The sequence below is a fragment of the Polaromonas sp. genome (genome assembly GCF_035638815.1).
GTDB lineage: Bacteria > Pseudomonadota > Gammaproteobacteria > Burkholderiales > Burkholderiaceae_C > Polaromonas.
In genome coordinates this window covers 26,588-50,080 of the sequence record NZ_DASQZG010000021.1, presented here as the reverse complement: position 1 = coordinate 50,080, position 23,493 = coordinate 26,588, and the positions used below count along the sequence as shown (strand labels likewise).

At 59.5% G+C, this 23,493-nt stretch carries 20 protein-coding genes; 5 read left to right on the top strand and 15 right to left on the bottom strand.

The genetic code is table 11. The annotated features are described in order from the left end of the window. Window positions 1-47 precede the first annotated feature (47 nt). Both VE934_RS14690 and VE934_RS14685 read right to left on the bottom strand, forming a co-directional pair. On the bottom strand, window positions 48-2,342 hold the full coding sequence (locus tag VE934_RS14690; protein WP_324888789.1) for a bifunctional salicylyl-CoA 5-hydroxylase/oxidoreductase: 2,295 nt from the start codon (window positions 2,340-2,342) through the stop codon (window positions 48-50). A gap of 147 nt (window positions 2,343-2,489) precedes the next feature. After that, on the bottom strand, window positions 2,490-3,230 hold the full coding sequence (locus tag VE934_RS14685; protein ID WP_324888787.1) for a 2OG-Fe dioxygenase family protein: 741 nt from the start codon (window positions 3,228-3,230) through the stop codon (window positions 2,490-2,492). Window positions 3,231-3,338: 108 nt separating this feature from the next. Between VE934_RS14685 and VE934_RS14680 the strand changes: the two genes are divergently transcribed. Further along, window positions 3,339-3,638 (top strand): DUF1840 domain-containing protein, encoded by a 300-nt coding sequence (locus VE934_RS14680; RefSeq protein ID WP_324888785.1) that lies wholly within the window; start codon window positions 3,339-3,341, stop codon window positions 3,636-3,638. 47 nt (window positions 3,639-3,685) lie between these two features. Here VE934_RS14680 and VE934_RS14675 read toward each other — a convergent pair whose 3' ends face one another. From VE934_RS14675 to VE934_RS14625, 11 genes are all read right to left on the bottom strand, one after another. Further along, the gene (locus tag VE934_RS14675; RefSeq protein ID WP_324888783.1) at window positions 3,686-4,696 is read right to left on the bottom strand and encodes a tripartite tricarboxylate transporter substrate binding protein; all 1,011 of its coding nucleotides are present in this window, start codon (window positions 4,694-4,696) and stop codon (window positions 3,686-3,688) included. Window positions 4,697-4,705: 9 nt separating this feature from the next. Further along, window positions 4,706-5,071: a hypothetical protein gene (locus VE934_RS14670; RefSeq protein ID WP_324888781.1), complete on the bottom strand. Its 366-nt coding sequence runs from the start codon at window positions 5,069-5,071 to the stop codon at window positions 4,706-4,708. Window positions 5,072-5,196: 125 nt separating this feature from the next. Beyond that, entirely contained in the window at window positions 5,197-6,180 is a 984-nt protein-coding gene (locus VE934_RS14665) for a tripartite tricarboxylate transporter substrate-binding protein (RefSeq protein WP_324888779.1), read from the bottom strand. Window positions 6,181-6,436: 256 nt separating this feature from the next. Continuing rightward, entirely contained in the window at window positions 6,437-7,684 is a 1,248-nt protein-coding gene (locus VE934_RS14660) for a phenylacetate--CoA ligase family protein (RefSeq protein WP_324888777.1), read from the bottom strand. Window positions 7,685-7,694: 10 nt separating this feature from the next. Then, window positions 7,695-8,516: an ABC transporter ATP-binding protein gene (locus VE934_RS14655; RefSeq protein ID WP_324888775.1), complete on the bottom strand. Its 822-nt coding sequence runs from the start codon at window positions 8,514-8,516 to the stop codon at window positions 7,695-7,697. A gap of 123 nt (window positions 8,517-8,639) precedes the next feature. Further along, a complete protein-coding gene (locus VE934_RS14650) occupies window positions 8,640-9,968 on the bottom strand; it encodes an ABC transporter substrate-binding protein (RefSeq protein ID WP_324888773.1) in 1,329 nt (442 codons plus the stop codon). 213 nt (window positions 9,969-10,181) lie between these two features. Beyond that, window positions 10,182-11,258, bottom strand: a complete 1,077-nt coding sequence (locus VE934_RS14645; protein WP_324888771.1) for a branched-chain amino acid ABC transporter permease — start codon at window positions 11,256-11,258, stop codon at window positions 10,182-10,184. Between the two features lie 131 nt (window positions 11,259-11,389). Beyond that, the gene (locus tag VE934_RS14640) at window positions 11,390-12,319 is read right to left on the bottom strand and encodes a branched-chain amino acid ABC transporter permease (RefSeq protein WP_324888768.1); all 930 of its coding nucleotides are present in this window, start codon (window positions 12,317-12,319) and stop codon (window positions 11,390-11,392) included. A gap of 118 nt (window positions 12,320-12,437) precedes the next feature. After that, window positions 12,438-13,217 (bottom strand): ABC transporter ATP-binding protein, encoded by a 780-nt coding sequence (locus VE934_RS14635; RefSeq protein WP_324888766.1) that lies wholly within the window; start codon window positions 13,215-13,217, stop codon window positions 12,438-12,440. Continuing rightward, the gene (locus VE934_RS14630) at window positions 13,214-15,160 is read right to left on the bottom strand and encodes an AMP-dependent synthetase/ligase (RefSeq protein ID WP_324888764.1); all 1,947 of its coding nucleotides are present in this window, start codon (window positions 15,158-15,160) and stop codon (window positions 13,214-13,216) included. The genes VE934_RS14635 and VE934_RS14630 overlap by 4 nt, the downstream gene beginning before the upstream one ends. Window positions 15,161-15,312: 152 nt before the next feature. Next, window positions 15,313-16,503 (bottom strand): ABC transporter substrate-binding protein, encoded by a 1,191-nt coding sequence (locus VE934_RS14625; RefSeq protein WP_324888762.1) that lies wholly within the window; start codon window positions 16,501-16,503, stop codon window positions 15,313-15,315. A 153-nt stretch (window positions 16,504-16,656) separates the two neighbouring features. Here VE934_RS14625 and VE934_RS14620 point away from each other — a divergent pair, with 153 nt between their 5' ends. The 4 genes from VE934_RS14620 to htpG all read left to right on the top strand — a co-directional run bounded on the left by VE934_RS14620 (window position 16,657) and on the right by htpG (window position 21,709). Beyond that, complete coding sequence (locus VE934_RS14620) at window positions 16,657-17,367, top strand: Crp/Fnr family transcriptional regulator (RefSeq protein ID WP_324888760.1); 711 nt, start codon at window positions 16,657-16,659, stop codon at window positions 17,365-17,367. 117 nt (window positions 17,368-17,484) lie between these two features. After that, window positions 17,485-18,324: a pseudouridine synthase gene (locus tag VE934_RS14615; RefSeq protein ID WP_324888758.1), complete on the top strand. Its 840-nt coding sequence runs from the start codon at window positions 17,485-17,487 to the stop codon at window positions 18,322-18,324. Further along, window positions 18,311-19,600, top strand: a complete 1,290-nt coding sequence (locus tag VE934_RS14610) for an alpha/beta hydrolase (protein ID WP_324888756.1) — start codon at window positions 18,311-18,313, stop codon at window positions 19,598-19,600. Before VE934_RS14615 ends, VE934_RS14610 begins: the two co-directional genes overlap by 14 nt. 228 nt (window positions 19,601-19,828) lie before the next feature. Then, on the top strand, window positions 19,829-21,709 hold the full coding sequence (htpG, locus tag VE934_RS14605; RefSeq protein ID WP_324888754.1) for a molecular chaperone HtpG: 1,881 nt from the start codon (window positions 19,829-19,831) through the stop codon (window positions 21,707-21,709). 13 nt (window positions 21,710-21,722) lie between these two features. Here the strand turns inward: htpG and VE934_RS14600 are convergent, their stop codons facing one another. Both VE934_RS14600 and VE934_RS14595 read right to left on the bottom strand, forming a co-directional pair. Then, window positions 21,723-22,406, bottom strand: coding sequence for a M23 family metallopeptidase (locus VE934_RS14600; RefSeq protein WP_324888752.1), 684 nt, complete (start codon window positions 22,404-22,406; stop codon window positions 21,723-21,725). Next, on the bottom strand, window positions 22,399-23,433 hold the full coding sequence (locus tag VE934_RS14595; protein WP_324888749.1) for a L,D-transpeptidase family protein: 1,035 nt from the start codon (window positions 23,431-23,433) through the stop codon (window positions 22,399-22,401). The genes VE934_RS14600 and VE934_RS14595 overlap by 8 nt, the downstream gene beginning before the upstream one ends. Between the last annotated feature and the right edge of the window lie 60 nt (window positions 23,434-23,493).

The following is a 23,493-nucleotide window of genomic DNA, read 5'->3' as shown; positions in this document are numbered from 1 at the left end:
ACTATGCTTTTGATAGCGAACTATGTCCGTAGTTAATGGGCAGAACGTCAATTTTTCTTTGAAAGTTCGCGATAGAGCTGATCCCGGCCACTCAAATACTGTTTGGGCCAGTCGACGGCGCGGCTTTGCAGCTTGGCCGCCTCATGCAGCGTCCAGGCCGGGTCAGCCAAGTGTGGGCGCGCAATCGCGCACAGGTCGGCGCGGCCGGCTGCGATGATGCTGTTGACATGATCGACTTCAGAAATCGCCCCAACTGCGATGGTCTGTATGCCCACCTCGTTGCGTATGCGGTCGGCAAACGGCGTTTGGTACATGCGGCCATACACAGGTTTTGCTGCGCGCGTGGTTTGCCCGGAGGAGACATCGATGAAGTCACAACCGGCGGCCTTGAACAGACGCGCAATATCCACCGCATCGTCGGCGGTGTTGCCGCCCGGTGCCCAGTCATGCGCTGAGATGCGCACACTCATGGGCAAATTTGCCGGCCATACGGCTCGCACGGCTTTGAAAACTTCCAGTGGGTAGCGGCAGCGGTTTTTCAGTGTGCCGCCATAGTCGTCCGTACGCAGGTTGGTCAGCCGTGTGATGAAGCTGGACAGCAGATACCCATGTGCACAGTGCAGCTCCAGCCAGTCAAAGCCGGCTTGCTCCGCGTAACGCGCCGACTGGACAAATTGCGCGGTGATGCGGTCCATGTCCTGCCGCGTCATGGCGGCTGGCACTGCATTGGTTGGACCGTAAGAAACTCTACTGGCGGCCAGCAGTGGCCAGTTGCCGGCAGCAAGGGGCTCGTCGGGTGAATCCCATCCGACTTGGGTTGAGCCCTTGGGGCCACTGTGGCCGAGTTGCATACCCATGCGTACGCCCTCTCCGGAGCGGTGGGAAAAATCAACAATTCGCTTCCACGCCAGCATCTGTTCTTCATTCCAGAGCCCGGGGCAACCGGGCGTGATGCGGCCTTCCGGACAAGGCGCGGTCATTTCGGCAAACACCAGGGCGGCGCCGCCGAGTGCACGGGCACCCAGATGCACCAGATGGAAATCCTGCGGCACGCCCTCCACGGCGCTGTAAGTGGCCATGGGCGAGACAACGATACGGTTCTTGAGCTGAACGTCTCGCACCTTGAGTGGGAGCAGCATGGGCGGAGGAGCTGGCTCGTCCATGTTTGTGGCAAGCCACTGTTCGTATCCCTGCAACCACGAGGCATCCCGAACCCGCAGGTTTTCGTGGCTGATTCGCTGGGACCGGGTCAGCAGCGAGTAGAAAAATTGCTCAGTCTCCAAGCTGCTGTAGCGGTTCACATTTTCAAACCACTCGGTTGAGTTGCGGGCGGCGTTCTGGATTTTTAGCACTTCCACACTGCGCACCGTCTCATAGGCTTGCAAGGCCTTTTCAATATCAGCGTGAGCGGCAAGGCAGCGGCTCAACTCAATGGCATCTTCCAGTGCCAGCTTGGTCCCGCTACCGATTGAAAAATGCGCGGTGTGAGCTGCGTCACCCATGAGCACGATGGGAACCTGTTTACCCCCGATGTTTTCATGGTGAACCCAGCGCTCGCAGACCACGCGCGGAAAGCGGATCCAGATCGCCGAACCGCGCACGTGCGTTGCGTTGTTCATCAGCGCATTGCCATCCAGGTATTTGGCAAACAGCTTTTCGCAAAATGCAATGCCTTCTTCCTGGCTCATCTGGTCGAGGCCGTGGGCTTTCCACACAGCCTCAGGCGTTTCTACGATGAAAGTGGAAGTACTGTCGTCAAACTTGTAGGCGTGTGCGGCAAACCAGCCGTGTTCAGTCTGTTCAAAGGCGAAGGTAAACGCGTCAAAAGTTTTGTGCGTACCCAGCCAGACAAAGCGGCAGGCGCGCAAATCGATGTCGGGCTTAAAGGTGTCGGCGTAACGGTTGCGGATGCGACTGTTCAGGCCGTCACTGGCCACAACCAGATCCGCCTGGTATTTGGCGGCGATGGCCTGGTCATCCTGCACATCGGTTTCAAATACCAGATCCACACCCAGCGCAAGGCAGCGCTCTTGCAGGATATTGAGCAGCTTCTTGCGGCCTATGCCGCAAAAGCCATGGCCACCTGAGCGGACGGAGCGCCCCTTGAAGAACACTTCCACATCATCCCAATGATTAAACGCGTCACCAATCAGCTGGGCGCTGACAGGGTCAGCGATCTGAAGATTGCCCAGCGTCTGATCCGACAGCACCACGCCCCAGCCAAAGGTGTCAAACGGACGATTGCGCTCCACTACGGTGATGGTGTGAGCCGGGTTTTGCAGCTTCATCAGAAGCGCAAAGTACAAACCGGCAGGCCCGCCGCCCAGACAGAGAAGGTGCATTTGGCGCCGCTTCAGTGGATTGATCGAAATTTAATTGTTTAGGTTTAAACAATATTCGTCAAGTGTTTTTTTGCAGACCATGACCGGCACTCCTTTGGGCGCAATCGGGCGGGCGGCGGCTAAGTGGGCAAGCGAGGGTGGGCTCGTTCAGGGAGCCTGGAAACCCGCCGCCCGATAAGTCAGAACAAGTGTGTCCCTGTGTCCGCTTGCCGTGTCGGCTTCAACCGGCAGGATGGGTGTGGTTTCATGAATCACACGCGCATCATCCAGCAGCAGGGTGGTCAAAGGTTCCTGCATGACAAAGCGCAGGCCATGGGGACCATTGGCATCAAAGACGCGCGTCTCCCCGCCCTTCACGCCATGCCTTGCAACCAGCAAGACAACGACAAAGTCCACGCCGTCGCGGTGTGCGCCTTCCGGTGTCGGCCGGCCGACGCCACCGGCCGTGTCGATGCGGAACTGGTGGGCTTCCACAAACCACCGCGCCCCAGGCCGGACTTGTGCAAAAAGCTGGCCCAGTCCGGACAGCAGGGCCACCCACGACTTGTCGGTTGCAACGCCATCCTCAACCGGATCAAACCACCGCTCAAACCCGCCGTGCAAGGCGTTGTAATCCGTGGGCTGCCAGTGCGCGCGATGGGGTGTTTGTGTCAGCTCGCCGGTGGAGAGGTCCTGCACAAAGCAGGAGTGACGGCGCTGACGGTAGTGGCCGCCATCCTTGAGGTGAGCGTCGGGAGGCAGTCGGTTCCATGATGGCACGAGTGTTTCCCACTGTGCCGCCCAGTCGCGGGGAAGGGTGGCAACAAGATCAGCGGACGCCAGCAGGCTCAGCCCGTCCTGACTGAGCGACTGGACGGCGGGTTTGGGAGCGGTTGGGAGCGTAAACATGCCCCTATTTTGCGTGACGTATCAAGCAACGGGAACGCAGCCTACAGACGATGGACGGCGGCGCCGCCATAATTATTTCATCCGATCAAAAATACCAAGGAGCCGCTCATGCTGTACAAGTTCAAATCCAAAGGTTCAGGCGACGTCATCATGCTGGAGGCCAACGGCCGCCGTGTGCTGGAAGTCATTGGCAAGGACGCAGGCCCCAAGGGCATCATCCTGCCCGACGAGATGCCAGCGGCGGTGTCAGCTCTGGAGGCTGCCATCGCGCTCGAAGAGTCGCGCTCTGACGATGCGGCTGAAGCCGCGGCCGGCGACGGACCGGGCCTGCGCCAGCGGGCAGTACCGTTTATCGACATGCTCAAGCGTAATCACAAGGCGGGACACGAGGTGGTCTGGGGGGTCTGAATAGGCCGCTCAACCACTGCACCTTGAAGATGCAGGTCGCTGGCCCGTTAATCGACTTTTGCGCCGGAAGCCTTCACCACCTGCGCCCACTTGGCAATTTCGCTCTCTATGAGCTTTGCAAACTCCTGAGGCGTGTTGCCGCTGGGAATCGCACCCTGAGCCAGCATTTTTTCCTTAATGGCCGGGGTGGCGAGGGCCTTTGCTACTTCCTGCTGAACGCGGCTGACAATGTCCGGCGGTGTCCCTGCCGGCGCGAGTAAACCAAACCAGCTGCTGGCTTCAAATCCTTTTAATTTCCCCGCTTCCTCCACCGTGGGTAACTCAGGCATGGCTGCCGAGCGTTGCGCACTGGTGACCGCAAAGGCTTTCAACTTGCCCGCCTTGATTTGAGGCATCGCAGACGGCAGGTTGTCAAACATAACGTCGACAGTGCCGCCGACCAGGTCCAGCAGGGCGGGGCCTGAGCCACGGTACGGGATGTGTGTCATGAAAATCTGGTTTTGTGCCTTGAACAGTTCGCCTGCCAGGTGAATCGAGGTGCCATTGCCGCTGGATGCCATGCTGAACTGGCCCGGATGCGATTTGGCGTACTTGACAAAATCCGCCACCGTGTTGATACCCAGTTTGTTCGCTTTGTCGGCATTCATGACCATCACGTTGGGCACGCCGGCCACCAGCGTGATGGGTGCAAAGTCTTTCTGCGGGTCAAACGGCATCTTGGCGTAAAGCGATTTGTTGATGCCGTGCGTGCCGACCGTTCCCATGACAAGCGTGTAGCCATCTGGTGGCGCCTTGGCGACCATGTCCGCGCCAACGTTGCCGCCCGCCCCAGCCCGGTTATCCACCACAAACTGCTGGCCGAACGCTTTGGCAAGCTCCGGGGCGATGGCGCGCGCCAGAATGTCGGTGGTGCCTCCGGGGGCGAAGGGCACAACGATTCGCACCGGTTTGTTGGGCCACGCGCTTTGGGCGCCAGCGGGCAGGCAGGCTGCGCCCAGCGCGGCGGCGAGGATCCCTGCTATTGCAGTACGCCGGATACGGAATAAATTTGAATGCATGTGCTTCCTTCAATGTGTTTGCAGTTTGTCGAGAACTCGCTGGCAGCCTTCACTGACCTGCACGCCGAGCATTAGCGCCAGCGGGTTGGCGTAACTGATGACTCCGTCGCACATTGTGCTCAGGGCTTCGCCTATTCGCGCGCTCTTGTGCGACACCGTGCAGGCGGCCAAACCGGACGCTTGCAGGAAATCCAGGGCAGCCACACCGGCGCTGTCTTTGCCAACACCCGCGTCGTTAAAAATACTCAGCAATGGCCGCGCGGCCAGCGCGTAACGCGCAGAACTAAGTCCGCCATGCGAGCCGCTGACCGCAATGCAGCCCGCATCAACCGGGCTGAGCTCGGTAATGGAATCAACAACCCGCAGCGTTGGCATGGCTTGTTTGTAATTCGAACGACCGCCTTTGGGCAGTGGGATAACCCGAGTGGTGTGCCGGTAGCCGGCAAAAGAAAAAGCCGCATGGCTTGCGGCCATGCGGCTGAGAGGGAAGCGGTGTCTATTTAGTCTGCAAACTGTTTCGCAGCGTCAATCACAGGCTTGAGTTTGGCAATTTCGTTGGCCACAAAAGTCTTGTGAGCAGCGGGATCAACACGCTTGTCAGTCACTACCACGGCGCCCAGACCTTCCTGCTTTTTGATGAAGTCAGGGTCCTTCAGTGCCGCCTTCATGGCTGTGTTCAGCTGTGCCAGGACTGCCGGAGGTGTTCCTTTGGGGGCGTAGAGACCGTGCCAGATGGTGAGGTCAAAACCTTTAAGACCCATTTCCTGCAGGGTTGGCAGGTCTTTCAACACCTTGTTGCTGGACAGGGGCTTGGCCGTCGTCACGGCGAAGGCCTTGATCCGGCCGGCTTCGATCTGGCCGGTCGTGTTTGTGGTCTGGTCGCACATCATGTCTACCTGTCCGCCGACAAGTGCGTTCATCGCCGGAGCCGTGCCGCCAAAGGGAATGGTGGTCATGGCTTCGGTGGATTTGATGGCTGCCTGCCACATCAGGCCGCACAGGTGCGAAGCTGAACCCAGGCCGGCATGCGCAATGTTGAGCTTGCCAGCGTTGGCCCTGATGTAGTTTTCAAAGTCGCGGTAGGTATTGGCTGGCAACTGGGGTTTGCCGACGAGGGTCATCGGAACTTCGTTGATCATCCCCAGATATTCAAAGTCTTCCAGCGGTTTGTATTGCAGCTTGCGATACAAACCCGGAGCTGCGGCCATACCAATGTGGTGAAGCAACAGAGTGTGGCCGTCAGGGCTGGCCTTGGCGACCTTCGTCGCGCCTATGGTGCCGCCGGCGCCGTTGACGTTCTCCACCACAAAGTTGGAGCCTGGAATGTGTTTGCGCATGGCTTCAGCCAGGTCGCGCGCCACACGGTCGGTGGGCCCGCCGGCCGCAAACGGCACGACGATGGAAACCGGCTTTGAACCGGGGTAGGTTTGTGCGTTGGCGAACAGGGCGGTCGCAGCAGCAGCGAGGACAAGCAAGCGTTTCATGAGTAGTCTCCTTTGAGTGACACCCCCAGTCTACAAACGGACCAGGGACTGTCCATCGCGGGAACTACGTAAGGGCAAGCACGCACGCCTCGCCACGGCCCCTTCGACAAGCTCAGGTCGGACGGGGGGAACGGATCTATGGGGTACGTGAACCGGGGTCTTAGTCAAGCAGGGGCCGCGGGTCCGGCTTTGCCGGCCCGCAGGCGCAGCGCCCCCTCGGGGGGCAGCGCAGTACGCGGAGCGACAAGCGTGGGGGCTACTTATAACTGCGTGCGTCCTCAATGACCTTGCCATCATTCGGGAGACTGCCCGGTGCCAGAATTTCGACGTCACCTCTCAGCTTCGTCACGTCGCGAATCGCTTCGCTGATGCGGGTTTCCAGTCCCTCGCCGCCCGAATGCGTTTCAACTTTGAGCATCATGCTGTCGCTGGCCATCTCGCCCGTCACCACCAGACGCACTTTGAGCACCTCTGGAAACCGTTTGGCAATGTCGGCCACCTGCGAGGGGTGCACAAACATGCCGCGTATTTTGGTCGTCTGGTCAGCACGGCCCATCCAGCCCTTGATCCGGGTGTTGGTTCGCCCTGTGGGGCAGTGGCCAGGCAAAACGGCGGACAAATCCCCCGTGCCAAAGCGGATCAGGGGGTAGCCAGGGTTCAGGGTGGTGACAACCAGCTCGCCAACTTCACCTTCCGGGACCGGATCACCAGTGCCCGGGCGGACAATTTCCACGATGACACCCTCATCAATCACCAAGCCCTGGCGGGATTCGGTTTCGTAGGCGATCAAACCCAGATCGGCGGTGGCATAACTTTGGTAAACGGCAAGTCCGTGTTCTGTAAACCAGTCCCGCAGACTGGGGGGGAAGGCTTCACCGCCTACCAGGCCCTTGCGCATGCTGGAGATGTCGCTGCCTGTTTCAATGGCCTTGTCGACCAATATGCGCAGAAAACTCGGCGTGCCGGTGTAGCCGTCAGGCCGGAGCTCTGCAATCGCCTGCAACTGTTGCTCGGTCTGACCGACCCCTGCCGGGAACACCGTGCAGCCGACTGCGTGCAGACCGGACTCCATGATGAAGGCGCCCGGGGTCATGTGATAACTGAACGCGTTGTGGGCGAGGTCGCCAGCGCGAAAGCCAGCGGCGTACATTGCTCGCCCGGCACGCCAATAATCCCTGGTATTTCCTTCCGGCTCGTAAATGGGGCCAGGGGAGGAAAATACGCGCGGCATGTCGGGGCCGCGCAGCAATGTGGAAAAACCGCCAAACGCATCACGTGCCCTGCCGGCTTTCTGCATGTCCAGGAGTTCATGTTTACGCGTGACCGGCAGGCGTGCCAGTGCAGTCCGGCTGTTACTGCCAGCCGCGTCAACTCCAGCAAGGATGGTGGCATAGGCGGAGGCCGCCTTTTGCGCATGGGCGACCTGAGCTGGCAATGCCGCCATCAGCGTGGCCTCACGTTGTTCTGGAGGGCGGGTTTCCAGACTGTCAAAAAACGGCGTCATGTCGGCGTCCTCAAGCGAGCCAGCGCTTGCGGCGTTTGTAGCTCTTGACGTCCTTGAAGCTCTTGCGCTCGCCGCCGCCCACGCCAAGGTAAAACTCCTTGACGTCCTCGTTGTTGGCCAGGTCACTTGCCATCCCGTCCATCACAACCCGGCCGCTCTCCATGATGTAGCCATAGTCGGAATATTTCAGGGCCATGTTGGTGTTTTGCTCGGCCAGCAAAAAGGTTACCTTTTCCTTCTGGTTGAGGTCTTTGACGATTTCAAATACTTCTTCGACGATCTGTGGGGCCAGACCCATGGATGGCTCGTCCAGCAGCACCATGGTGGGGCTGGCCATCAAGGCGCGGCCAATGGCACACATTTGCTGCTCGCCGCCGGATGTGTAGGCGGCCTGGGAGGTGCGCCGGGTCATCAAGCGGGGGAAGTAGGCGTAAACCTTCTCCAGATTGGCTGCGATTTCGGCCTTGCTTCTCCGGGTGTAGGCGCCGGTCAGCAGGTTTTCTTCAATTGTCAGGTGCGCAAAGCAGTGTCGGCCTTCCATGACTTGCACCACGCCGCGCTGCACCAGATCCGCGGGCGACAGGTTTTCAATGCGCTCGCCGCGCAGCTCGATGGAGCCTTTGGTCACTGCCCCGCGTTCGCCTCTGAGCAGGTTGGAGACAGCCCGCAGGGTGGTTGTCTTCCCCGCGCCGTTGCCGCCCAGAATGGCGACGATCCGGCCTTGGGGTACTTGAAGCGATACGCCCTTGAGTACAAGGATCACGTGGTTGTAAATCACCTCGATTCCGTTGACGTTCAGGACGATGTCGTTGGCGATGTCAGGTTTTTCCATACGGTGTTTCTGCTTGATTGGAACCAAACGGCAGCGCTGCGAGGGGTCTCAAAGCGCTGGCGTTTGGCGGCTCGACTGAGCCGCGCCCCCTCCCGCAGGAGGGGGGTGGAGTTTTTCAATGCATCAGGATTGGCAGTCGGCCGGGGTACGCGCCGTGAGTTTTTTCTCGGCGGCGTATTTGGCGGCAGTGGATTTCACCAGGGGCTTGATGATCTGTTCATCTGCCTGCAGCCAGTCGGAAGTGAATTTCCATGCTTTGCCGTCCCAGGTGTGGATACGTGCCCAGGCGGAGCCCATGTGGTCCGTGCACGAAGTGCTGATCGGACGCATCACGCCAGCGAACCCCAAGCCGTCGAGCTTGGCCTGTGTCAGATTCAGATTTTCCAGGCCCCAGCGGACCTGCTCACCGGTCATGACCTTGCCCTTGCCAAAACGGTCTTGGGCGGAGCGAATGCCTTCCAGGCCCAGCATGGCGCTCATGGCGCCGCGCATGTAAAGCACCTGGCCGACTTCGTCTTTGGGACCCGTGCCCTGGCCCTTGGCATGCACCATGGACAGGATGTCCTTGACGACCTTGGAGTTGGGCTCAGCACCATGCTGCATGGTCACTGCGTTGTAGCCCTTCGCGCCGTCAGCCACGTCTTTCACGTCAGGCTCAGCACCAGCCCACCACACGCCGTACATCTTCTCACGCGGGTAGCCGGTGGCCTGAGCTTCCTTGATAGCGGTGGAGTTCATCACGCCCCAGCCCCACAGCGCCACATAGTCGGGGCGGGATTGGCGGACCTGCAGCCAGGTGGCTTTTTGCTCCACACCCGGTGCGGTGACCGGTAACAGCTGCAAATTGAAGCCATGCATGGCCGCACGTTCCTGCATCAGGGGGATGGGTTCCTTGCCGTAGGGGCTATCGTGGTAGACCAGCGCGATGCGCTTGCCTTTGAGCTTGTCGAAGCCGCCTTCTTTCTTGGCGATGGCCTGCAGAATGGCGTCAGCGGCTACCCAGTAAGTACCGGCAATCGGGAAATTCCACTTGAACACGGTGCCGTCCGCGCTTTCGCTGCGTCCGTAACCGATGGTGACCACGGGAATTTTGTCGACTGGAGCCTTTTCGGTGAGTGCAAAAGTGGCGCCGGTGGACAGCGGCTGCACCAGCGAGGCGCCCTTCCCCTTGAGCCGCTCATAACACTCCACGCTGCGGGCGGTGTCATAACCGGTCTCGCATTCTTCGAAAGTGATCTTCACGCCGTTGAGACCGCCGCGTGCATTGACCAGCTTGATGTAGTCAACATAGCCGTTGGCCCAAGGGGCACCGTTCGGGCCATAAGGACCAGTGCGGTAGGACAGCACCGGGATGAACTGCTCCTTGGCTTGAGCAAATGCGCTGGTCGTCACGATGGACGAAGCGCCGGTGGCAAGGACTGCCGCCGCCAATATCAAGTTACGAACCTTCATTGTTGTCTCCTAAAAATGTAAAACACACCTAAAAAACCAGCACCTCAGTAAACGACCCAACCGCCCGCAGCGCATCGGTGATTTCGAGCATCGCGAAAAGGTATTCCTTCTTGGTCAGCCGGGGCCGCGGAACCGGCTTTGCCGGGCCGCAGGCGCAGCGCCCCCTCGGGGGGCAGCGCAGTACACGAAGTGACAAGCGTGGGGGCCATATGTTCAGTGCGGAAACGGCCACAACCGCATCTTCTGTTTGCCTACGGACCAGAGTTTGGCCAGACCGTGCGGCTCAACGATCAGGAACCAGACAATCAGGCCGCCAAAAATCATCAGCTCGGCGTGCGACACGCCGGCCGTGGAAATTTCAATCCCGAACAGGCCGGCAAACACCGGCAGGAACTGGTTCAGGGCGATGGGCAAGATCACGATAAAGGCCGCTCCAAAGAAGCTGCCCATGATGGAGCCCAGGCCCCCGATGATGACCATGAACAGGAGACGGAAAGACTGGTCGACAGAAAACGCGGCCGGCTCCCAGGCGCCGAGGTAGACAAAGGCCCATAGTGCGCCCGCCACGCCGATGATGAATGAGCTGACGGCAAACGCGCTGAGCTTGGCGTACATGGGCCGGATGCCAATGACCGCGGCAGCGACGTCCATGTCGCGGATGGCCATCCATTCGCGGCCGATGGCACTGCGCACCAGGTTCTTGGCGAGCAGCGCCATCACGGCCAGGATGCACAGGCACAGCAGGTAGCGGCTCACCGAACTCTCGATCGGAAGGCCGAACACCTGCAGATTGGACACCGACACCGACCCCGACGGGGTGTCCAGCGTGAACCACTTGATGCGAAGGAACATCCAGTCAGCAAAAAACTGTGCAGCCAGCGTTGCAACCGCCAGGTAAAGTCCCTTGACGCGCAGGCTGGGCAAGCCAAAGAGGATGCCGAAGAAAGTGGCACACAGGCCTCCCAGAATCAATGCGGGGATTAGCGGCATGCCTGGCATACGCACAAAGAAGTTGTAGGCACCATAGGCGCCGACCGCCATGAAAGCCCCCGAGCCCAGCGAAATCTGGCCGCAGTAACCGACCAGGATATTCACGCCCAGGGCGGCCAGCGACATGATGACAAACGGAATCAGGATGGCGCGAAACAGATAGTCGCTCGCCAGCAGGGGCACAACCACGAAGGCCACGGCCAGCAGCAACGCGATGGCAATGCGGTCCTGCAGGATGGAAAAGATCTGCTGATCTGCCCGGTAGCTGGTTTTGAATTGGCCGTTTTCTCTGTAGAACATATTTGGGTATCTCGTTGATCTTTTAGCTGCGACGCGCTTCGCTTAACTTTGCTGCGCAAAGTGAGTCTTCGCTGAAAAATACTCCTTCGCCGTATCCGGCGAAGAACCCGCAAGCGTGTTGATCGCGTATTTCATACGCGATCGATTATTTTTTCACCGAACAGTCCTTGCGGACGGAACAGCAGGAAGCCCAGGGCCAGCACGTAGGCAAACCAGATCTCGATGCCACCGCCGACAAACGGGCCGAGGTAGACCTCGGAAAGCTTTTCGCCGACCCCGATGATCAGACCGCCGATGATGGCGCCGGGCACTGAAGTCAAACCACCCAGGATCACCACGGGCAAGGCGCGCAAGGCGACGGTGGCCAGTGAAAACTGCACACCCAGTTTGCTGCCCCATATCATGCCGGCCACCAGGGCCACCACGCCGGCCACGCACCAGACAATGACCCAGATACGGTTGAGCGGGATACCAATGGACTGCGCCGCTTGATGGTCGTCGGCCACGGCGCGCAGGGCCCGGCCGGTGGCAGTTTTCTGGAAAAACACGCTCAGGGCCGCAACCAGAACGGCGGCAATGAGCGCGGCGTACAGGTCTTCCTTGTTGATCAGAATGCCACCCGGAAATATCGAGTCGAGCACGAAGACCGGGTCTTTCGGCATGCCGATGTCGATCTTGTAGATGTTGCTGCCGAATATCGTCTGCCCCAGGCCTTCCATGAAGTAGGCAATGCCCAGGGTGGCCATGAGCAAGGTGGCGCCCTCCTGGTTGACCAAATGGCGCAGTACCAGACGTTCAATGAACCATGCCACGGCGAACATGATGATGGCCGCAATCACGAAGGCGGCGATGTTGGCGACGATGGGGTTTTCAATGCCGGTCCACTCCGGAATCCATTGCGAGAAGCGGGCCATGGCCAATGCGGCGAACAGCACCATCGCGCCCTGCGCGAAGTTGAACACGCCCGAGGCCTTGAAGATCAGCACAAAACCCAGCGCGACCAGCGAATACAACATACCGGCCATCAGGCCGCCGAGAAGTGTTTCCAAGAAAAAAGCCATCAGTTGCTCCAATTTCCAGCAGCCGCCGCAGAACCGGCTTCGCCGGGCTGCAGGGGGCGTCCCCTGCAAGGGGAGAGGCGGCTACGCGAAGCGAGTCCGCAACAGGGGTTTGCCATATTCATTGACTCGTTCCTAGGTAGGCCTTGATGACGTCGGGGTTGTTGCGGACTTCGTCGGGCGTGCCGTCGCCGATCTTCTTACCGTAGTCGAGCACCACGACGCGGTCGGAGATGTCCATCACCACGCCCATGTCGTGTTCGATCAGGACCACCGTGGTCCCGAACTCATCGTTGACGTCGAGCACAAAGCGGCACATGTCCTGCTTTTCCTCGACGTTCATGCCTGCCATCGGTTCGTCCAGCAACAATACTTGCGGTTCCATGGCCAGCGCGCGGCCCAAGTCGACACGTTTTTGCAGGCCGTAGGGCAGTTGCCCGACGGGCGTTTTGCGGAAGGCCTGGATCTCCAAGAAGTCGATGATTTTTTCGACCGCCTCCCGGTGCTGAAACTCTTCCCTCTGCGCCGGACCTATGCGCAGCGCCTGTAGCAGCAGGTTGCTTTTGATCTTCAGGTTGCGCCCGGCCATGATGTTGTCCAGCACGCTCATGCCTTTGAACAAGGCGAGGTTTTGAAAGGTGCGGGCCACGCCCATCACCGCCACCTGATGGCTGTTCATGTGTTTGAAGGTGTGGCCGCGAAAGGTAATGCTGCCCTGCTGCGGCTGATACACGCCGTTGATGCAGTTGAGCATGGAGCTTTTACCGGCGCCGTTTGGGCCGATGATGGCGCGAATCTCGTGCTCTTTCACGTTGAAGGAAATATCCGCCAGCGCTTTCACGCCGCCGAAACTCAGGGAAATGTTATTGACGTCGAGGATGACGTCGCCGATTTTCTTCATGCTGCCGCCTTCACTGGTGCAAAGGTTTGGGCGTCACTGATCTTCAGTGTGGCACTCACGCTGCCGCTGCGCCCATCCTCAAACTTGACCACGGTTTCGATGAACTGTTCGGTTTTTCCGCTGTACAGCGCGTCGACCAGTGGCAGGTACTTGTCGGCGATAAAGCCGCGCCGTACCTTGTTGGTGCGGGTCAGCTCGCCATCGTCGGCATCAAGCTCCTTGTGCAGGACCAGAAAGCGGCTGATCTGCGAACCCGCGAGCAGGGTGTCGGCGCTCAGGTCGGCGTTGACCTTTTCCACGCACTCCCTGATCAATTGATACACCTCGGGTTTCTGCGCCAGGTCGGTGTAACCGGCGTACGGCAGGTTGCGGCGTTCAGCCCAGTTACCCACCGCGTCAAAGTCAATGTTGAGCATGACGCAGACTTTTTCGCGACCATCTCCGTAAGCCACCACTTCCTTGATGTGAGGGAAAAACTTGAGTTTGTTTTCGACGTACTTGGGCGCAAACATGGCTCCGTCGTTGCTTCCGCCATGAATGCGGCCCACGTCTTTTACGCGGTCGATGATTTTCAGATGGCCGGTCGCATCGATAAACCCGGCGTCACTGGTGTGGTACCAGCCGTCGGCGGTCAGAACTTCCGACGTCGCAGTCGGGTTTTTGTAATAGCCTTTGAGCAGCCCTGCCGACTTGACCAGAATCTCACCGTTGTCGGCCACCTTGATTTCCACCCCGCGGATCGGCACACCTACCGTGTCGGCGCGTGCCTGGTTGTCCGGTTGCAGGCAGACAAACACTGCAGTTTCCGTTGAGCCATACAGCTGCTTCAAATTGACGCCGATGGAGCGGTAAAACGTAAACAGATCGGGGCCGATCGCTTCGCCCGCCGTATAGGCCACGCGCACGCGGCTCAGGCCGAGGTTGTTGCGCAGCGGGCCATAAACCAGCACAGTGCCCAGTGCGTACCACAGGCGGTCGCCAATACCTGCCGGCTTCCCGTCCATCAGGGCGGGGCCCACGCGCTGCGCCACATCCATGAAGGCGTGAAACATCTTGCGCTTGATCAGTCCCGCGTCTTCCATGCGAATCATTACGCTGGTAAGCAGGCCCTCAAATACGCGCGGTGGCGCAAAGTAGTAGGTCGGCCCGACTTCCTTGAGGTCAATGGTGACCGTGCTCGCGTTTTCAGGGCAGTTGACCACGTAACCGCAGCACAACCACTGCGCATAGCTGAAGATGTTTTGCCCGATCCAGGCTGGTGGCAGGTAGGCGAGGACCTCTTCGTCACTTGTCAATTTGTCAAACTCGGCGCCCGCCTGCGCGCGGTCCAGCAAGGTGTTGTGTGTGTGGACTACGCCCTTCGGATTGCCAGTCGTCCCGGATGTAAAAAACATCGCGGCAACATCGTCAGGCTGTGCCCGTTCCACTTCGGCTTTAAAGAAGCCCGGTTGCTGGGCCGCAAATGTTTTGCCTTCATTGACCAAAAGGTCCAGCGCAACGAGACCGGGTTCCTGGTAGTTGCGCAGCCCACGTGGATCGTCAAAATAAATGTGTGCCATTTGGGGGCACTGGTCGCGGATTTCGAGAAGTTTGTCGACCTGCTCCTGATCTTCGACCATGACAAAACGCACCTCGGCGTTTGTCAGCGGAAACACGCACTCGGCACCTACGGCGTCTTGATAGAGCGGCACGGCGATGGCGCCTAGCGACTGCGCTGCCAGCATGGTGGCATAGAGGCGAGGGCGATTGGCACCGATGACCACCATGTGCTCACCCCGTTGCAGTCCGGCTTGATGCAGACCGCAGGCAATGTGCTCAACCAGTGTTGCCATGCTGGCCCAGCTGTGCGCTTGCCAGATGCCGTATTCCTTTTCGCGCATCGCCGGCGCCGTGGGGCGTTCGGCAGCGTGCTTGAGCAGCAGTCGGGGAAAAGTGGTCAACATGCGGAACTTGTCTCCTGTTTTCGGCGGTCTTTCGTGATGGAAAGCCGCCGAATGAAATCAATACTAAGACCCGCTTTGACGTTGCGTTGTCATTGCAACGACAATTTGCGGGTAAGTCCTAATGGGGTGTGCCCGGGGACTGAAGGAATCACTTAGCGGATGAACCTGCCTTCGCGCCCGACCAGTGTGAGTTCCACAAAACGCGATGCGTTTTTGCCCGGTTCGCTAAATCCAATTTCGAAGCCGCCCAAGTCGTGGCGTTTGAGATTCCAGGCGTTTTCGATAAAGCTGGAGCGCGTCAAGCCACGCCCCGCGCGGCGCAGTACCTCGACAAACACCCGGGCATTGACATAGCCCTCCAGCGCCAGATGCGAGGCCTCTTGCTGTGCGCCTGTCGCTTTCCAGGCTTGCTGGAATTCACGCACCATAGGCACCACCGTGTTGGTTGGCAGAGGCATGACCTGTGAGATGGCGATACCGGTCGCGTCTTCGCCGATTGACTTGATGGTGGCGGACGTACCCATGATGGAAAGCGCATAAAGCGGCAAGCCCTTGCGCACTGCGCGGATAGCCTTGATGAATTCGATGGTTGGCTTTCCAGCCAGGCCGACGAGCACGGCCTCGGGGTTGGACTCTGCCAATTTGGTTGCGGCGCTGCCGGCGTCCGAGGCATTGTTCTCTACCGTGACGATGGCGGTTCCGGTCAGTTTGTGCTTTTCCATGGCGAGCCTGGCGCCTTCATAAACTTCTTTGCCGAAGGAGTTGTTCTGGTACGCGATGGCAATGCGTTTGATGCCAATGGTGGCCAGATGTTGCACCAGTTGCTCGGCTTCTTCGGGATAACTTGCGCGGATGTTAAACACGTTTCGTGCATTTTTTGGGCGCGCTACCAGGGCGCCGGTGAATGGCGAGAAGAAGGGAATACCGGTTTCGACGACCTTTGGCAGCATGGCTTCGATCATCGGTGTGCCCATGCAGTTGAAGAGGGCGAAGGTGTTTTTGTCGGCGAGGAATGTGTCCAGATTGGCGAGTGCGCGCTTGATGTCATAACCATCATCCAAAGCGCTGAGTTCGATCTTGCGTCCGGCAACGCCGCCCTGGGCGTTGACTGCGGCAAAGCAGGCCTTGGCTCCCTGGTGCATGGCCTGCCCGAGTTCGGCCAAGGGGCCGGTCAGCGCGATGGACTGGCCGATTTTGATGATCCCATTGTCTTGTGCGTGCAGCGACAAATGCGCGAGCGCTGGCACTGCGGCCATGGCGCCAAGTACGTGGCGTCGCGTCAGGTTTCGGTGGCTGGTGCGAGCCAATGACGCTGAAGCGGGAAGGTTGCGTTGTGATTTCATCGCGATCTTTCAGATGGGTGGGGGACAAGGACTTGGTGCACGAAGGAGGCGATGCTATGCTTTCAATTGGCGGCAAAATGTCCATCCGACGACAATCCAAGGGTGCTCCCTGTCCGGACTTTCCCGGGGCAACACCGCTAGAAAATTCAATCCATGTCCAGCGATTTGTCACTGCACCAGCGCCGTCGCATCCCCACTGCCGATGAACTCGCCGGCATTCCGTGGTTGCATTTGTTGCTGCCTGCAGAGCGCGAGCGCGCGCTTGCCGAGTTGCAGGTGGGTGACGCCTTGCCGGGTGACCATGTGTGCCGCATCGGGCGACCGGTGACCTACTGGTTCGGCGTGGTCGAAGGGCTGCTCAAGATGAGCAGCGAAAACGCGCAGGGCGCAACCATGACATTTGCCGGCTTGCCGCCGGGTGGGTGGTTTGGCGAAGGCACGGCGCTCAAACGCGAACCCTACCGCTACAACATTCAGGCTTTGCGTAAAAGCGTGGTGGCAGGGGTGCCCATCGACACCTTTCACTGGCTGCTGGACCACTCCATTGGTTTCAACCGCTTTGTGATGAACCAGCTCAACGAACGGCTGGGGCAGTTCATCGCCGCGCGCGAGATCGACCGCATGAACAATCCCGACATCCGTGTGGCGCGCAGTCTGGCGGCGCTGTTCAACCCCGTGCTTTACCCGGGCGTGGGCGAAATCCTGCGCATCACCCAGCAGGAGTTGGCCTACCTCGTCGGGCTGTCACGCCAACGGGTCAATGAGGCCCTGGCCGCGCTGGAGGCGCAGGGCATGATCCGTGTGGAGTACGGCGGGCTTCGGGTTCTGGATCTGGTTGCCTTGCGGTCGAGCGTGTTTGCGTGAGTGCAGGCCGTGGGCTTCAAGATGACGTCTGAAAGCCTGTTTGTTGCGCCTTCAAGTAAAATCGTGCTTTCGCCCTTTATTGACGTCGATAGTATGCTATTAAATTCATAGTGAATGATGTCTGAATTACCTCCCCGCAAACCCGCGCCACCAGCAGCCACCCGCATTCGCGCTGGTGACAAGGCTGCCCCTGCGTCCACCGGCAGCGCCATTCGGCTGAACAAACGCATGGCCGAGCTGGGCATGTGCTCGCGCCGCGAGGCTGACGACTGGATTGCGCGTGGCTGGGTACGTGTGGATGGCGCGCCAGCGGTGATGGGGCAGCCGGTGTCCATCCATTCGCGCATTGAAGTGGCACGCGAGGCCGAGCAGCAGCAGCGCCAGCAAGTCACCATATTGATCAACAAGCCGGTTGGTTATGTCAGCGGCCAGGCAGAAGACGGGCATGAGCCAGCAGTGGTGCTGGTGCAACCGGGCAACCGCTGGAGCCAGTGCAACAGCCGCATGCGCTGGGGGCATGAGCAACTGCGCGGCCTGGCGCCGGCTGGGCGGCTGGACATTGATTCGATCGGTTTGCTGGTGCTCACGCAGGACGGCCGCGTGGCGCGCCACCTCATCGGTGAAGATTCAGAAGTAGAAAAAGAGTATCTGGTACGCGTCAGCTACGGCGCAGAAACCCTCAACGTGCAGGCCGCCTTTCCACCCGAAAAACTCAAGCTGCTGTGTCACGGCCTGAGCCTGGACGGCGAGCCTCTAAAGCCCGCACAAGTGAGCTGGCAAAACCCCGAGCAACTGCGCTTTATCCTCAGGGAAGGCAAAAAGCGCCAGATCCGCCGCATGTGTGAACAGGTGGGGTTGTTTGTGACTGGCCTCAAACGTGTGCGCATTGGTCAGGTCAACCTCGGTCACCTCCCGGTGGGGCAGTGGCGCTACCTGGCACCTCATGAACATTTTTAAGAATTCAAAGCTGCCGGGCTACCTGCATCTGTCTGACATCCAGGGCCTGGCGCAACTCGCTGCACAAGCCACCTTGGGTGTGGCTGATCTGGCGGAGAAGGTTCAGGGCAATGTTTACAAAACCGTCGCCGCGCCTTTTGGCCCGGCGGGGCAAAAATTTGTAGATCGCGGGGCGGGCAAGTCCGGCGTTAACAAATATGGCATCACCGGTCTGGTGTATGGCAGCGTGAAAGGCGTGACGCGCCTGGCGGCCGGCGGTGTGGATGCCGTTTTGTCGCGCGTAGCGCCCAAGTCGGGTCCGCAAAACTCTTCACCACAGCGAGAGGCGGTGCTGGCAGCTCTGAATGGTGTGCTGGGTGACCGCTTGCAGGAAACCATTAATCCGCTTGCCATCGAAATGAGCCTGCGCCACAACGGCGAATCGCTGGTCGTGGACAAGGCTGCGCTGGCGCGGCGCCTGCCCGGGGCCACTTCCAAATTGCTGGTGCTGGTCCATGGCCTTTGCATGAACGACTTGCAGTGGCGTCCCAAAAATCCGTCCGGCGACTTGCGTGATTTCGGCGAGAGTCTCGCAAAGGAGCTTGGCTACACACCGGTCTACCTGCACTACAACAGCGGGTTGCACACGTCCACCAACGGCGGGCAATTCGCCGCGTTGCTGGAGCAACTGGTGAAGGCCTGGCCGCAGCCCGTGCAGGAGCTGAGCCTGCTGGTTCACAGCATGGGCGGTCTCGTTGCGCGCAGTGCATGCCACAGCGGCGCCGCGCAGGGCCACAGCTGGCTGGGCAAACTTAAACACCTTGTCTTTCTGGGCACCCCGCACCACGGCGCGCCTCTGGAAAGAGTCGGCAACTGGGTGGACGTCGTACTGGGCAGCAATGTGGTGACCCGCCCTTTTGCGCGCATCGGCCAGATCCGCAGCGCAGGCATCACAGACCTGCGTCACGGTCATGTGCTGCAGGACGACTGGCAGGGGGCTGACCGCTTTGCGCCTGCGGCGGACAGCAGGACTCCAGTCCCGCTTCCCAACGGAATGGCTTGTTATGCCGTGGCGGCTGCCGTGGGCGCGGCCGGTAGCGGTTACAAAAGCCAGGCGGGGGACCAGTTGCTGGGTGACGGCCTGGTTCCACTATCCAGCGCTCTTGGGCAGCATGCCGATGCCGCCCGCGAACTGGGTTTTCCGCCGGAAAAGCAGTGGGTGGCCCGTGAGACCGGCCATATGGCTTTGCTGCATAGCCCAGCGGTATATGCGCAGGTGAAAAGCTGGCTGAGCTAGGAAGGCATTTTGGGCTGTCATCCCGGACTCGATCCGGGATCCATCTCGCATGAACCACCTTCTGGGCTCTGGAGACATGGATCCCGGATCGAGGTCCGGGATGACAAACGTGGGGGACATGCTTGAAAAGCGCCTCGCCCGCCCCATTTCGTATAGTTAGAGGTTTTCCGGCGGGCACCCGCGGCCCGGACTGGAGCATTTTTTCAATCGTCTGTTTTAAAAAACCACATGAGCAAGCAAACCCTTTCCTTTCAAGCCGAAGTTGCCCAGCTGTTGAACCTGGTCACCCACTCGCTGTATTCCAATCCCGATATTTTTCTGCGTGAGCTGGTCTCCAACGCATCTGACGCGTGTGACAAGCTTCGCTTTGAAGGGCTGAATAACGCGGCGTTGTACGAAAACGCGCCCAACCTGGAGGTGCGGGTCAGCTTTGACAAGGCTGCCAAAACCCTGACCATCAGCGACAACGGCATTGGCCTGTCGCAGCAGGAAGCCATTGACAACCTGGGCACCATTGCCAAAAGCGGCACACGCGACTTTGTGGCCAAGCTTTCAGGTGACCAGAAAAACGATGCGCAACTGATCGGCCAGTTCGGGGTCGGCTTTTATTCAGGTTTCATCGTGGCCGACAAAATCACGGTTGAAAGCCGTCGCGCCGGCCTGCCAGCCAGCGAAGGCGTGCGCTGGACCAGCGCCGGTACTGGCGACTTTGAAGTCGACACCATCGACCGCGCTGAGCGCGGCTCCAGCGTCATCCTGCACCTGAAGGACGACGCAGCCGAGTACCTCAACACCTGGAAGCTCAAAAGCATCATCAGCAAATACTCCGACCATATTTCCTTGCCCATCCTGATGCGCAAGGAAGAATGGAAAGAGGGCGAGAACGATCAACCGGGCGAGATGGTCACCAGCGATGAATGGGAAACCGTCAACCAGGCCGCGGCGCTGTGGACCCGCTCCAAAAAAGACATTACTGAAGAGCAGTACCACGAGTTTTACAAACAGATCAGCTACGACAGCCAGCCACCGCTGGCCAGCACGCACAACCGCGTGGAAGGGTCGACCGAATACACCCAGTTGCTGTTCATCCCGGGCAAGGCGCCCATGGATTTGTTCAACCGCGACAAGGCCGCAGGCGTCAAGCTGTACGTCAAGCGCGTCTTCATCATGGACGATGCGCAGGCCTTGCTGCCGACCTACCTGCGTTTTGTCAAAGGTGTGGTGGATTCGTCAGATTTGCCGCTCAACGTCTCGCGTGAGTTGCTGCAGGAAAGCCGCGCGGTCAAGGCCATCCGTGAGGGTTGCACCAAGCGCGTGTTGTCCATGATCGAAGACCTGGCGACGAATGAGCCAGAAAAGTTTGCAAGCTTCTACACGGAGTTTGGCGCCGTGCTCAAGGAAGGCCTGGGCGAAGACTTTGCCAACCGCGACCGCCTGGCCAAGCTGCTGCGTTTTGCCAGCTCCACCACCGACACCACCACCGTGAGCTTTGCCGACTACAAGGGGCGCATGAAGGAAGGTCAGGACGCGATTTACTACATCACCGCCGACACCCAAGCGGCCGGCAAGAACAGCCCGCAGCTGGAAATTTTCCGCAAAAAGGGAATCGAAGTTCTGCTCATGACCGACCGGGTTGATGAATGGGCGCTGAACTACCTGCACGAGTTTGACGGCACGCCTTTGCAGTCAGTGGCCAAAGGCGCGGTGGACCTGGGCAAGCTGCAGGACGAGGACGAGAAAAAAGCCGCCGAAGAAGCCCAGACCCAGTTCAAGCCGATTCTGGACAGACTCAAGGAAACCTTGAAGGACAAGGCCAAAGATGTCCGCGCAACGACCCGGCTGGTGGATTCACCAGCCTGTCTGGTGGTGCAGGATGGCGACATGTCAACGCAGTTGGCACGAATGCTCAAGCAAGCTGGCCAGGCCGCGCCCGAGGTCAAGCCCATTCTGGAGATCAATGCCCAGCATCCCCTGGTGAAAAAACTCGAAGCAAGCGAGCACTTCGACGATCTCGCGCACATCCTGTTTGACCAGGCCTTACTGGCTGAGGGCGGCTTGCCGGATGATCCTTCAGCCTATGTGAAGCGAGTCAACGCCTTGCTGATTTAAGACAAACACGCTGCTAGGGCTTCTTGCCGCCCAGATACTCGAACGGGTTGATGGGCTCGCCCTTCCACCACTGCTTTTCAGGGCCAAGCTTGAAGATGGCGAAGTGCAGGTGCGGTGCGGCCGGGTTGGCGTTGCCGGTGTAGCCGACAAAACCAATCACGCTACCGCGCTTGACGGTCTGACCCTCTGCAAGTCCCTCGGCGTAAGCGTCGAGGTGCGCGTAGTAATAGGCAAAATTCCCGGTGGGATCGAACTGGTAAACGGTGATGCCGCCAGGCTTGCTTGAAAACAGCTTGACGATACGGCCATCGTCCACGGCGAATACGGGCGTGCCTCGGGGTGCCATGATGTCAATGGCCTCATGGCCACGCTGATTCGCGTCCCGGGTATCAGCGAAAGTGTCACGCAGGTCGCGCGGGGAAACGCCTTGTACCGGTAGAAGCAGGGGCGGTATGCCGGTCGCAGGCTCCGGTGTCTGTACTGCTGCCTGTGGGGGGGGTGAAGGGGGTGACGAAGGAGAAGGTGCCGTCTTGCCAAGGCCGGCACTGGGCGGCTTGGCTGTCGGTACCGAGGTCACAGGCGGCTCGCTGGCCGACGTAGTCGTAGGCGCCGGGCGATTGAGTGCCCACAGCACGCCCAGAACAAACGCGACTGCGGCTACCCATCCTCCCCAGTGCCTGACAGGACGTTCAGGCATGAACGTCGACGGCAAAGCCAGGCTTCACCACCTGCGCCAGCCTGAGCACGTCCCAGTTGGTCAGATGCAAGCATCCGTTCGTGGCGGCGGTGCCTACGCGCGACGGATCCGGTGTGCCATGAATCCCCCAATGAGGCTTGGTGAGTCCCAGCCAGTACACGCCGACCGGGTTGTTGGGACCGGCAGGAATGTCGGTTTTGACATAGGTTTTCTTCGCGTCCTTGAGCAACGCCGGGTCGTAGGTAAAGACCGGATTTTTGGCGGCGTTCTTGATCTCCATGCGGCCCAGCGGCAGAGGGTCGGACGCCCCGCCAATGCTAATCGGGAAGGCCGCCACTGGCAGTTCAGCACTGTCCAGCAGGTACAAAACCCGCTCTGATTTGTCGATGCGGATGGACGCCGCTTTACTGGGGGGCTTGTCGTTGCCAACAGCCGGAACAATGATTTTGTCACCTGGCTCAAACTTGCTGCCGCGATTGACGTCGCGCAGCCACTTGGCGCTGCAATGAAACTTTTCGCCAAAGGCTTCTTCAATAGTTTCGTAGTCGAGTGATTTGAGCTTTGCACGGTCCATCATGTCAGCCGGCGTTTTGGTAAATGGGCCGACCGCGTTTTCCTTGGTGATGGTGTATTCACTCAGTACTGGCGTTGGCGTTTCACCCGACAGGCTTTTCCAGGTCTCGACGTCAATCCGGCCGGAGGATTTCAGGCCATTGGCGGTCTGGAAAGCGGCCACCATGCGGCGCATATTGGTGCCAAAAGAACCATCGATTTCACCGGGGGAAAACCATGCACGGTCCAGCAAGATTTGTGCGCGCAGGACTGCTTCACCGCGTGCTCCCGAGCTCAAGACGGGCGTGTCGGTGGCGGCGTTGACACGCTCCATGAACGCCGTGCCGGTGGCTGCATTGGTTGCCGCGCCTTTGGTGGAGCGTTTTTTCTGCGTGGCAGCGAGCGCGGGAAAGGCTGCTCCGGCGCTTAGCCAGACAAGCAGGTGACGGCGGGCAAGAGGACAATTGTTGGACATGGCGGCTCCGTTGTGAGATGGAGCCATGATGGGGCCGCCGCATGTAACACAGTGTCAGCA